Origin of the sequence: Hyunsoonleella jejuensis (genome assembly GCF_900111025.1) — a bacterium.
GTDB classification, from domain to species: Bacteria; Bacteroidota; Bacteroidia; order Flavobacteriales; family Flavobacteriaceae; genus Jejuia; species Jejuia jejuensis.
In genome coordinates this window covers 460192-472876 of the sequence record NZ_FOFN01000002.1, presented here as the reverse complement: position 1 = coordinate 472876, position 12685 = coordinate 460192, and the positions used below count along the sequence as shown (strand labels likewise).

At 35.5% G+C, this 12685-nt stretch carries 9 protein-coding genes and 1 tRNA gene; 5 read left to right on the top strand and 5 right to left on the bottom strand.

Annotated features, from left to right (window positions below):
• Nucleotides 1-159 precede the first annotated feature (159 nt).
• The 3 genes from BMY39_RS08790 (at nt 160) to pyrF (ending at nt 5164) form a co-directional block, all read left to right on the top strand.
• Nucleotides 160-2712 (top strand): adenosylcobalamin-dependent ribonucleoside-diphosphate reductase, encoded by a 2553-nt coding sequence (locus BMY39_RS08790; protein ID WP_092578677.1) that lies wholly within the window; start codon nt 160-162, stop codon nt 2710-2712.
• A 458-nt stretch (nt 2713-3170) separates the two neighbouring features.
• Nucleotides 3171-4247 carry a peptide chain release factor 1 gene (gene prfA / locus BMY39_RS08785; protein WP_092578675.1) on the top strand — a complete coding sequence of 359 codons (1077 nt, stop codon included), beginning with the start codon at nt 3171-3173 and terminating at the stop codon, nt 4245-4247.
• 89 nt (nt 4248-4336) lie between these two features.
• Entirely contained in the window at nt 4337-5164 is an 828-nt protein-coding gene (gene pyrF / locus BMY39_RS08780) for an orotidine-5'-phosphate decarboxylase (RefSeq protein ID WP_092578673.1), read from the top strand.
• A 282-nt stretch (nt 5165-5446) separates the two neighbouring features.
• On the opposite strand, the gene pckA is transcribed toward pyrF, so the two are convergent.
• Both pckA and BMY39_RS08770 read right to left on the bottom strand, forming a co-directional pair.
• Complete coding sequence (gene pckA, locus BMY39_RS08775; RefSeq protein WP_092578671.1) at nt 5447-7072, bottom strand: phosphoenolpyruvate carboxykinase (ATP); 1626 nt, start codon at nt 7070-7072, stop codon at nt 5447-5449.
• 36 nt (nt 7073-7108) lie between these two features.
• Nucleotides 7109-8950: an SLC13 family permease gene (locus BMY39_RS08770; RefSeq protein ID WP_245738224.1), complete on the bottom strand. Its 1842-nt coding sequence runs from the start codon at nt 8948-8950 to the stop codon at nt 7109-7111.
• Between the two features lie 250 nt (nt 8951-9200).
• Here BMY39_RS08770 and bshB1 point away from each other — a divergent pair, with 250 nt between their 5' ends.
• Nucleotides 9201-9920, top strand: a complete 720-nt coding sequence (gene bshB1 / locus BMY39_RS08765) for a bacillithiol biosynthesis deacetylase BshB1 (RefSeq protein ID WP_092578669.1) — start codon at nt 9201-9203, stop codon at nt 9918-9920.
• A 90-nt stretch (nt 9921-10010) separates the two neighbouring features.
• Nucleotides 10011-10086: transfer RNA gene (locus tag BMY39_RS08760), tRNA-His, on the top strand.
• 68 nt (nt 10087-10154) lie between these two features.
• Here BMY39_RS08760 and BMY39_RS08755 read toward each other — a convergent pair.
• From BMY39_RS08755 to BMY39_RS08745, 3 genes are all read right to left on the bottom strand, one after another.
• Nucleotides 10155-11162: a M28 family metallopeptidase gene (locus BMY39_RS08755; RefSeq protein ID WP_092578667.1), complete on the bottom strand. Its 1008-nt coding sequence runs from the start codon at nt 11160-11162 to the stop codon at nt 10155-10157.
• Nucleotides 11163-11172: 10 nt separating this feature from the next.
• The gene (locus tag BMY39_RS08750; protein ID WP_092578665.1) at nt 11173-12222 is read right to left on the bottom strand and encodes a M28 family peptidase; all 1050 of its coding nucleotides are present in this window, start codon (nt 12220-12222) and stop codon (nt 11173-11175) included.
• A gap of 113 nt (nt 12223-12335) precedes the next feature.
• Nucleotides 12336-12677 (bottom strand): FUSC family protein, encoded by a 342-nt coding sequence (locus tag BMY39_RS08745; protein WP_092578663.1) that lies wholly within the window; start codon nt 12675-12677, stop codon nt 12336-12338.
• Between the last annotated feature and the right edge of the window lie 8 nt (nt 12678-12685).

Sequence of the window (12685 nt, the reverse complement as noted above, 5' to 3'; positions counted from 1 at the left end):
AACTTTTAAATGTTGATAAATCGTTAAAATTCTGAAAATCAATTATTTGAATTTTTTTTGTTGTAAACTTTATGATTTTTGTCATATCGAAAATCAAATAAATTTTGTTGTTTTATAGTTTCTAAATTAATCCATCAATTTATAAACCATAACACTACAATGAACGTAAAAACATCTTCTGAACAAAAAACATTTACTCAAGAAGAAGCCTTTAAAGCCTCACTAGAATATTTCAAAAATGATGACCTCGCCGCCCGTGTATGGATTAACAAATACGCATTAAAAGATTCGGCAGGCAACTTATTTGAAAAATCTCCAAACGATATGCACAGGCGTATCGCTAAAGAACTAGCCCGTATCGAAAAAAAATATGCCAATCCACTTACAGAAGCAGAAGTTTTCGATTTAATAAAAGATTTCAAGTATATAGTACCACAAGGAAGCCCTATGGCTGGTATTGGTAACCCTTACCAGATTGCCTCTTTATCAAATTGCTTTGTAATTGGAAATAGCGGTGCTTCCGATTCTTATGGTGGTATTATGAAAATAGATCAGGAGCAAGTACAATTAATGAAACGTCGTGGCGGTGTTGGTCACGATTTGTCTCATATTCGCCCTAAAGGATCTCAGGTAAAGAATTCAGCCTTAACTTCTACTGGGATTGTACCGTTTATGGAGCGTTACTCGAATTCTACACGCGAAGTGGCTCAAGATGGAAGAAGAGGTGCGTTGATGTTGTCAATTTCTATCAATCATCCTGATGCTGAAGATTTTATTGATGCGAAGTTAGAAGCGGGAAAGGTTACTGGAGCTAACGTTTCAGTTAGAATTGATGATAATTTTATGAAAGCTGTTAAGGCTGGCTCAGAATACGTTCAAAAATATCCTGTATTTAGTAAAGAGCCTAAATTTACTCAAACCATTAAAGCTAATGGATTGTGGAAAAAAATTGTGCATAATGCATGGAAATCTGCAGAACCTGGTATTTTATTCTGGGATACCATCGCTAATGAATCTGTGCCAGACTGTTATGCCGATTTAGGATATAAAACAGTTTCGACAAACCCGTGTGGTGAAATCCCGTTATGCCCTTACGATTCTTGTCGTTTATTGGCCATTAACCTATTCTCTTATGTTGAGAAACCATTTACCAAGAATGCAACATTCAACTTCGATTTATTTAAGAAGCATGTAGCCTATGCGCAACGAATTATGGATGATATCATAGATTTGGAGCTAGAAAAAATTGATGTTATTCTTAAAAAGATTGATGAAGATCCAGAACAGGACGACGTGAAAGCTGTGGAACGCAATTTATGGTTAAATATTAGAAAGAAAGCCCATGATGGTCGTAGAACAGGAATAGGTATTACGGCAGAAGGCGATATGCTAGCTGCTTTGGGATTAAAATATGGAAGTAAGGAAGGCAACGCCTTTTCTGTAGAGTTACACAAAACAATTGCTGTAGAAGCTTATAGGGGTTCTGTAAATTTAGCAAAAGAACGAGGTGCATTTTCAATTTTTGATTCTGATAGGGAAAAAGACAATCCATTTATTCTGCGTTTAAAAGAGGCGGATAGTCATTTGTATTATGAAATGTTAGAATACGGACGACGCAACATTGCCTTATTAACTATTGCGCCAACAGGAACTACGAGTTTAATGACGCAAACTACCTCTGGTATTGAGCCGGTATTCTTGCCCGTATATAAAAGAAGGCGTAAGGTAAACCCTAACGATAAAGATGTTCGCGTAGATTTTGTTGATGAGGTAGGCGATTCTTGGGAGGAATATGTAGTATTCCATCATAAATTTAAACAATGGATGGAGGTACAAGGTATTGATACGTCTAAAAATTTCTCTCAAGATGAAATAGACGATTTAATTAAAAAGTCACCTTACTACGGGGCTACATCCAACGATGTAGATTGGTTGAGCAAAGTAAGTATGCAAGGAGCCATACAAAAATGGGTAGACCATTCTATAAGTGTTACCATTAATTTGCCTAATGACGTAAGCGAAGAGCTGGTGGGCGATTTATATGTAAAAGCATGGGAAGTAGGCTGCAAAGGTGTTACGGTATATCGTGATGGTTCTCGCTCAGGGGTATTAATTTCAAATGATGAAAAAAAGGAGGAAGGTTCTGAAAATAAGCTTACAGTTTTCCCAAACAAGCGCCCGCAAACATTAGAAGCAGATGTGGTACGTTTTCAAAACAACAAAGAGAAATGGATTGCATTTATTGGCTTGGTAGATGATAAACCTTATGAGATTTTTACAGGACTAGCAGATGATGAAGATGGTATATTATTACCGCGTTGGGTGAACACAGGGTTAATTATTAAAAACAGAAATGAGGACGGTTCGTCTAGATACGATTTTCAATATAAAAACACTAGAGGTTATAAAACAACTATTGAAGGATTGTCGCATAAATTTGATCCAGAGTTTTGGAATTATGCAAAACTAATTTCCAGTACGTTGAGACATGGTATGCCAATTGATAAAATTGTTGATTTAATCAATAGCTTACAGTTGGACAGTGAGTCTATTAATACATGGAAGAATGGTGTTGGTAGAGCTTTAAAACGATATATTGAAGACGGTACAAAAGCTAAAGGGCAAACCTGTGCCAATTGCGAATCGGAAAATTTAATCTATCAAGAAGGCTGTTTAACTTGTAAAGACTGCGGTTCTTCAAAATGTGGTTAATACTGTTTTAAGTTATAAGTGAAGACGGGAAGCTTTAAGCTTTCCGTTTTTTTTTAAATGAATTCTTTAAGAATCAAAATAAATGGCATGCTTAACATGATATCTATTAAAAAAAATAAAGCAAATAATTTAATCGTCGGAATACCCAAGTTATTATAAAACAGCAGTTTTTGTTTAGCTTTAGTTTCAGTAATAATATGCCATAAAGACAAAAGCAATAAAAATTTTAAAATAAACAGAGGGATTATATCAAAATTTAAAACCGAGAGGACAAAATTTATGAGGTACGACCAGGCAAAAAAAGGTCTGTAGAATAGAAAGATTGATGAAAACCGTTGCATAGTAATGATACTAACGCTTAAAGTTTTATATTATTTTTATTTGTTAGGATAAGCATTGCATTCAATCACTCAAAATTCATAAATTATCGTATTTTTGGTGACCAATTAAAAAAGCAGATGTTAGATAAGTTACAGATAGTAAAACAGCGTTTTGACGAGGTAAGCGATTTAATAATTCAACCGGATATTATTTCAGACCAAAAGCGTTATGTGGAGCTAACAAGAGAATATAAGGATTTAAGAATTTTAATGGATAAGCGAAATGCTTACATTGAACTGACCAATAACTTAAAGGAAGCTGAAGAGATTATTTCGGACGGTAGCGATCCAGAAATGGTAGAGATGGCCAAAATGCAATACGATGAAGCCAAGGAAGGCATCCCAAAGCTCGAAGAGGAAATAAAAGTGTTATTAATTCCTAAAGATCCTGAAGATGCTAAAAATGCTGTAGTTGAACTGCGCGCAGGAACTGGAGGTGACGAGGCTAGTATTTTTGCAGGCGATTTATTTAGAATGTACACGAAATATTGTGAGAGCAAAGGGTGGAATGTAAGTACTGTAGATTTTAGTGAAGGTACAAATGGGGGATTTAAGGAAATACAGTTTGAAGTAGCCGGTGAAGATGTTTATGGTACCTTAAAGTTTGAAGCTGGTGTACACCGTGTACAACGTGTGCCACAAACTGAAACTCAGGGGCGTGTGCATACAAGTGCTGCTACTGTTATGGTATTTCCTGAAGCTGAGGAGTTTGATGTGGAAATAGACCCTAAAGATGTTCGTATCGATTATTTTTGTTCTTCTGGCCCAGGTGGACAATCTGTAAACACCACTTATTCTGCGGTGCGTTTAACACACGAACCCACTGGTTTAGTGGCACAATGTCAAGATCAAAAATCGCAACATAAAAACAAGGAGAAGGCTTTCAAGGTGTTACGTTCGCGTTTGTACGATTTAGAGTTAGCAAAGAAGCAAGAAGAAGATGCTGCGAAACGTGGCAGTATGGTCTCATCTGGTGATAGGAGTGCTAAAATTAGAACGTACAACTATCCACAAGGACGTGTTACCGACCATAGAATTGGTTTAACGCTTTACGACCTGCAGAATATTGTAAATGGTGATATTCAAAAGATAATTGATGAATTACAATTAGCTGAAAATACGGAAAAGTTAAAAGCTAGTGACGATGTAATTTAACTGTTATTCCTGCAAGAGTAGGAATTCTTAAAAGTACGATGTAATGTTATTTAGATTCCTGTTTTCGCAGGAATGACAAAAAGTTTCAAGTGACTACAGAAAAACTCATTTCAGAAATCAAAAAAAAGCAATCCTTTCTTTGTATAGGATTGGATGTAGATTTAAACAAAATCCCCAAATATCTTCTAAAAGAGGAAGATCCTATTTTCGCATTTAATAAAGCTATTATTGATGCAACACATCATTTGTGTGTGGCTTATAAGCCAAATACTGCATTTTACGAAGCCTATGGCATAAAAGGATGGAAAGCATTAGAGAAAACCATTAAATATTTAAATGAAAAGCATCCAGAAATATTTACAATAGCAGATGCAAAACGTGGTGATATTGGTAATACGAGTACTATGTACGCTAAAGCCTTTTTTGAAGATTTAGCGTTCGATTCGGTTACCGTAGCGCCATACATGGGTAAAGATTCTGTGGAACCTTTTTTAGCTTTTAAAGATAAACATACTATCCTGTTGGCGTTAACGTCTAATCAAGGTGCATTTGATTTTCAAACCAAAACTATTGATGATAAAGAAGTATATAAACATGTGCTGGAAACATCGAAATCGTGGAATGATGCCAATCGTTTAATGTATGTTGTTGGTGCAACAAAAGCAGAGTATTTGGCAGACATAAGGCAGATTATTCCAGATAGCTTTTTACTGGTTCCGGGAGTGGGAGCACAAGGCGGAAACTTGCATGATGTATGTAAATACGGTATGAACGACAGTGTAGGTTTACTGATTAATTCTTCAAGAGGTATTATTTATGCTTCAAATACTGAAGATTTTGCCGAAGCCTCTGCTACAAAAGCGAGCGAACTTCAGCAAGAAATGGCTTTGGAATTGGCTAATTATTTTGGAAACTAGAATATCCAAGTTTTTAGGCTAAATTATTCGTATAAAACTTGGTAAAAAAATCAGCGTTTTGAAGGGAGGTTACTGTTGTTTGCGGATAGTACTGCGTTAGGGATTGTAGAGGAAAGCCCACAGCGAGGCACGAGCGAGGACTTGCAGCCCTTCGACGGTGCTCAGGATAAACTCAAGCCCGACCCAACGGGGAACGCCCAAATTAAAACCACTTGTTAGAGGTACAAAAAACAAAAGGGACTCAATATAGAGCCCCTTTTGCGGTTTTAATAAGAACCTCGATTAAAAGTGTTCGTGTAAATGATGATGTTCATCAATTAGTGGTCCACCTTCAATGATTTGTTGTGATGCTTGAGATGCAAATTTCTCAAAGTTTAAGTGGAAAGAGTGTGCTAATTGAATAGCTTTTCCAACATAAGCTCCTTTTTGCAGCCAAGTATTCATTGGGTCTAATAATTCTGTTGGTACACCAGGACAGTATTTAGGCATGTACAATCCGAAAATGAAGTTTTGTTCGTAATCTACATCGTCTAAATCGCCATTAAGTATGGCTGTAATCATTGCTCTGGTGTATTTCAACTTAATACGAGACCCTACTCCGTACGGTCCAGCACTCCAGCCAGTATTAATCAACCAAACATTAACACCAGCTTCTTGCATTTTTTCGCTTAACATTTCACCATAAACAGTTGGGTGCAGTGGCATAAATGGCTCACCAAAACAAGCGGAAAACGATGGTACAGGCTCTGTAATACCAGCTTCGGTTCCTGCTACTTTAGCAGTGTAGCCTGAAATAAAGTGATATGCAGCTTGCCCAGGTGTTAATTTAGATACTGGAGGTAATACACCAAATGCATCACAAGTTAAGAAGAAAATATTCTTAGGGTTATTGGCATAAAGTGTTTCTTGGATATTGTCGATGTGATAAATAGGATAGCTTACACGCGTGTTTTGTGTTATACTACTATCTTCGAAATCAACTTCGCCATTGTCTTTAAATACTACGTTTTCAAGGATAGCACCTGGTTTAATTGCTCGGTAAATATCTGGTTCTTTTTCTTCAGTTAGGTCAATTACCTTTGCGTAACATCCACCTTCAAAATTAAAAATCGTATTGTCTTTTGTCCATCCGTGTTCGTCATCACCAATCAGTTTTCTGTCTGGGTCAGCAGAAAGTGTTGTTTTACCAGTTCCTGATAATCCGAAGAAAATAGCAGTGTCGCCTTTTTTACCAACATTAGCAGAACAGTGCATTGGCAATACGTTTCTTTCAGTTGGTAAGATCATATTCAACGCAGAGAAAATACCTTTTTTCATTTCTCCAGTATAGGCAGAACCGCCTACCAATGCAATCTTATCTGTAAAGTTTAGAATGGAGAAGTTGCCTTGGCGGATACCGTAGGCTTTAGGATCTGGACATTCGTATCCAGGAGCACATAGAATTAACCAATCTTCTTTAAAGTTTTCTAATTCCTTTTCGCTAGGTCTTAAGAACATGTTATAAATAAACATGTTAGACCATGGGTATTCTGTTACAGTCCTAATATTAGTTCTAAATTCAGGATCTGCACATACATAACCATCTCTAGCAAAAATCTCTTTTCCAGAAAGGTACTCTAAAATTTCATTTTTTAGTTTATTGAAGTTTTCAGGACTAATAGGCTTGTTGGTTTTTCCCCACCATACTTTATCAGCGGTGTAATCATCTTTTACTAAAAATCTATCTTGAGGTGATCGTCCAGTAAATTTCCCGGTATTAATGGCAAGAGTTCCGTTTGAGGTTTCTTTACCCATACCTTTTTCTACGGTAATTCTTTGAAGTTCTGCTGGAGATAAGTTCCAGTGTGCGGTTACATCTTTCAAACCGTATTGCTCTAAATCGTGTGTTGGATTCATGATTGTTTCCATTTTGAATTTAATTTTAAGGTTCTTATTTTAATTTATTTAAAATGGCCATATTAATGGCACTAGTATCAACGATATAATAAAAAACATTAGTAATAATGGAGCGCCCACTTTTAGGTAATCCATAAACTTATAACCTCCTGCGGACATTACCATAGCATTTGTTGTTGTACCCACAGGGGTTAAGAACGCTGTTGAAGCACTAATGGCAACTACAATCATAAATGGTTCTGGGGATATATTTAAAGAGCTAGCTGCAAGCACTGCTATTGGTGCCATAAGTACTGCAGTCGCTGAGTTGTTAATAACCTGACTAAACATTGTAGTAAGTAAAAATATACCACCTAACAACATTACAGGAGATACAGATCCTAAATAAGTAACTAATCCATTTGCTACCATTTGTGCTGTTCCTGTTTTTTGAAGCGCTATACCCATAGGTATCATTGCTGCAATCATAACGACACTTGTCCAGCTAATACCTTTATATGCTTTAGACATTGGAACACATCCAGTAAGCAGTACTATACCGCCACATATTAAGGCTGCCATTGCTCCAGGCACTAATTTAAATACAAGTAAGGCTATCATTAATACTAATGATCCTAAGGCAATATATGATTTTGAATTAAGGTTGTCGACATTTTTAGCCATACCTTCAGGACTACCACAAATCACTAGGTTTTCGTGTTGTTGTTTTAAATCTTCAATGTTTTCCCAAGAACCTCTCAGCAAAAATGAATCGCCAACCTTAACTGTTATTTCTTTTTCAGTTAATGGTTTGTTGTTTCTAGATGCGGCAAGTAATTGAATACCAAAACGTTTAAAGTAATCGCCTAACTTATATTTTCTTCCTACTAAGATAGAGTTAGGATTTACTATAACCTCAGTCATACCAACCTCCTGATTAATAAGATTATTTTTTAGCTCGTCGGTTACTGGCTCTAACGGTAAAAGCCCTAACCTAAACTTAATCATCAATCTATTTATGTCTTCTGTTTCTCCTTTAACAGTTATGATATCGTGATATTTGAAAAACGTTGCGTTATCTGGAAATTCCACGAACTGAGGTATTCCTTTTAAAGGGTTTGGATGTCTTCTTTTTATTCTTAAAATAGATATGCCATAGTCTTTCTCAAAATTCCAAATGCCTATTTTAGTATTTAGTAATGGAGAAATAGAACGTACACGTAATCTATAGTAATCACCATCTATTTTGTAGGCCTCTATCCATTTGTGAAATGTAGTTTCTATATCTACAGGTTTATTGTTGGTTTTGTTTTTTGGTAGTAATCTAAAACCTATATATCTAAAATACACTAGCGCTATAATTAATAGGGGTAAACCAATAAGTCCGAACTCGAAGAATGAAAACCCTTCGTACCCGCTTTCAATTAGTGCGTTACTTACAATAATATTTGGAGGTGTACCTGTAAGTGTTAAAAGTCCACCAGTATTAGAACCGAAAGCCACAGGCATTAACATTTTAGATGGTAAAGTACCAATACTCCACGCAGAAGATATGGTTAACGGCATTAAGGTAGCCACCGTACCGGTATTACTTACAAATCCAGAAAGTACACCAGAACCTAAGGAAACTATCACTAATAATTTTGGCACGCTTTTTCCTGCCCATTCTACAAACTTTTTACCGGCAAGTGCCGTCCATCCTGTTTGGGAGAGCCCTTCACCAATAATAAACAATGCGGCAATCATTATAACCGTGGGGTTGCTAAATCCACTGAGTGTTTCTTTAGCGTCTAAAATCCCAGTTAAAAACAAACTAATCATTGAGAGTAGTGCCACAATATCAGGTGTGAATTTCCCCCAAACAAATAATGCTATTGTTATAACAAGTATGGTAAGCATTAGGTAGATCATAATATTTCAATATTTTTTTTCTTCTTTATACTGTAAAAGTACCCCAGTATATCTTTAATATTTATGATTATTGTCATGCTTTTTGATACATATTAATTTTTATGTTATTATCGATTTTTTAGCTATTAGATTGAAAATTGAAAACACGAAAACGCTTTCGTATTAAAAGTTTGTTAAATAAAGTTGTAATTTTATCTGAAAATTCAAGGACAAGAGTATTGAAAATTAAGAAATAGTTAAAAAATCTTAGATGAAGTTAGATATTTTAGCCATAGGTGCACATCCAGATGATGTTGAACTAGGCTGTGGAGCAACCATTGCAAAAGAAGTGGCTAACAGTAAAATTATTGGAATAATAGACTTGACTCAAGGAGAGTTAGGAACAAGAGGAACGGCAGAAACAAGAAAAGTTGAAGCAAAAAAGGCCGCTGAAATTTTAAAAGTTGCGTTTAGGCAAAACATGGGATTCGCCGACGGTTTTTTTGTTAATGATGCACAGCATCAGTTAGCATTAATTAAGATGGTTAGAAAATATAGGCCAGAAATAGTATTATGCAATGCCATTGATGACAGACATATTGATCATGGAAAAGGGAGTAAGCTAGTTAGTGATGTTTGTTTCTTAAGTGGATTGTCAAAAATTGAAACGACAGACGATAAAGGTAATGTGCAGGCAGTTTGGAGACCCAAAGTAGTATACCATTACATACAATGGAAAAACTTAAGACCAGATATAGTTGTTGACGTGTCAGGATTTATGGAAACTAAAATGAAAGCTGTGTTAGCCTATGAAACGCAATTTTACAGTGATAAAAGTAAAGAACCTGAAACACCAATATCTAGTAAAAACTTTACGGATAGTGTAGTTTATCGTGCTAGAGATTTGGGGAGGTTAATTGGTGTAGAAGCGGGTGAAGGATTTAATGTAGAGCGATACCCTGCTGTAAATAGCTTATTTGATTTGAAATAGAAATATCCGCTGCTAAAATATTAAAAAAGTCTTTGTAGATAAGATTGAAAACATTTACATTTGCAAACGCATTGAAAAATGCTAATAAACGGTGGTTGTAGCTCAGTTGGTTAGAGCGCCTGATTGTGGTTCAGGAGGTCGTCGGTTCGAGACCGATCTTCCACCCAAAAAGACAAAGCCTTTCAATTATTGAAAGGCTTTTTTTGTGTCTTTAAAAATCGGTAAAAAACTGCCTTAGTCTACTTTAATCCGTTCCTCTCGATTGGCTAATTCCCACGCCGTATAGAATATCAAACGTGTACGAGTTTCTAAAAATTCGTAGTTTATTTTATCTGGAGTATCTGTTGGTTTGTGGTAATCCTCGTGTACACCATTAAAGTAGAATATAACAGGGATGTTGTATTTTGCAAAATTGTAATGGTCCGATCTATAATAAAAACGATTTGGGTCATTTTCGGCATTAAATGTATAATCAAAATCTAAATTAACTGTTGCCTTGTTGATAGAATCAGAAACAGCGTGTAATTCAGTACTTAATCTATCCGAACCTATTAAATATAAATAGTTGGGTTTTCCTTCGTGTTTTTTATCAACGCGTCCAATCATATCTATATTTAAATTTGCTACTGTATTTTCTAAGGGGAAAACAGGAGCTTCCTCGGCATAGTACTTAGAGCCAAATAATCCAATTTCTTCACCAGTAACATGAAGGAAAACAATACTTCGCTTAGGGCCATTGCCGTCCATTTCGGCAGCCTTAAATGCTTCGGCAATTTCTAAAATGCCAACTGTTCCTGAACCGTCATCATCGGCACCATTATTAATTTCTCCTTTTTTTGAAATTCCTATATGGTCTAAATGGGCAGAAATAATAACAACTTCATCTGGTTTTTCAGAGCCTTTAATGTAAGCTATTACATTTTCAGAACCATGATTAGCTCTTCCCTTAAAATATTCTACAGGTATTTCTTGAAAGTAGTCTCCTTTTGAAATTGGAGAAGGAATATCATTGGCAACATAATGATCTTTAATAAATTGTATAGCTTTTTTTTGTCCTTCCTCTCCTGTTTTTCTACCCTCAAATTCATCGGATGCATAAGTATAGAGCATGTCTTTCAGCTCATTTGCGGTAATGGTCTTTGCGTATGTATCAGGATTCACTGCTTGTTTTGCGCTTTTTTGAGAACTACTGCAACAGGCTAAAATGGCAGCTCCTAAAAAAAGGATACTTGTTTTTTTCATAGCAATTATGTTAGTTTAAAAATATGTTGTTTTCATCAATGTCCACACGCTTCTCTTGGTTTGTTAATTGCCATGCAGTGGCAAAAATTAATTTGGTGCGTTTTTCAAGTAGCTCATAATCTATTTTATCTGGAGTGTCTGTGTGTTTATGGTAATCGTCGTGTTCACCGTTAAAATAAAAAATTACTGGAATATCATATTTTGCGAAATTATAATGGTCGGACCTAGAATAGTATTGGTTAACGTCTTCTAAAGCATTGTATTTATAATCTAGTTCTATATCAGAATAGGCATCTCTCACTTTTTCTGAAGTGTAATGTAATTCTTTGCTTAATCTATCTGTACCAATAAGATATATATAATTTTTATTTTGAGCGTGCCTATCATCCACACGACCAATCATGTCTATATTTAGGTTAACAATGGTGTTTTCCAGCGGGAAAACTGGCTGTTTTACATAAAATTCTGATCCCCTTTTTCCTATTTCTTCTGCCGTAAAATGCATGAATAGAATACTTCGTTTTGGCGTGTGGCCATCTAATATAGCAGCTTTAAAAGCTTCTGCAATTTCCATAATGGCCACAATACCTGAGCCATCATCATCAGCACCATAATAAACATTACCGTCTTCTATTCCTAGATGGTCTAAATGCGCTGAAATAATAACAACTTCCTCAGGTTTTTCAGAACCTTTTATATATGATAAAACATTTTCAGATGCAGATACGTCTTCTGGTAAATAAGTGCTGGAGATACCTTGGAAATAATTTTTATTTCCTAATGGGGAGTCTATATCGAGGTTAACGTAGTAAGACTTTAAGAAATTAGCGGCCTTTTTTTGTCCTGGCTCTCCAACTTTTCTGCCTTCAAATTCATCTGATGCAAATTTATAAAGATGCTCGCTTAACTCTTCCGCGGTAATAGTTTTAGAGTATTTTTCTACTAGGGCACTATCAACCAGTGTAATACTATCTTTTAAATTTTCAATCCTTGTTGTATATTCCGGCGTAGCACAAGTACCAACAAGTGTTAATAGGGAGAGAATGCTAAAAAATTTCATGCGTTTTATTTTACTTAAAGCAATACGCTAATACTTTGTATTTAGAGAGGGAAACAGTATGTTCGTTTTGTTTTTAAACCGCAGCTAAGATAGTGAAAAGTAAGAAAAATGGGCTATTCTATATCTAATTCTTCGAGTTCCAATTCTTCTAATTCTTCGATAGCCTCTTCTTTTGAAGCTTCTTCCGTTTCAGCTAAAATTTCTGTATTACCAACTTCTGTTTCATTAAAAATAGCTTTGTAGGTGGTTAATAAGAGTGCCATGATGGTTAAAAGAAAAGAAAATTGGATTATCTTCTTTACTTTTCCTGTCTTTTTAGAAAGGTAAAATGCTATTAAACCAAAAATTAATGCTACCGCAGAAGGGAAAATGGCCAAATTTGAAACAGGTAAAACCGATAATATTACTGCAAAAATAGAAGCAATAACTGAAAGTGTTGTAAATAATTGTTTCATGGTGTTTT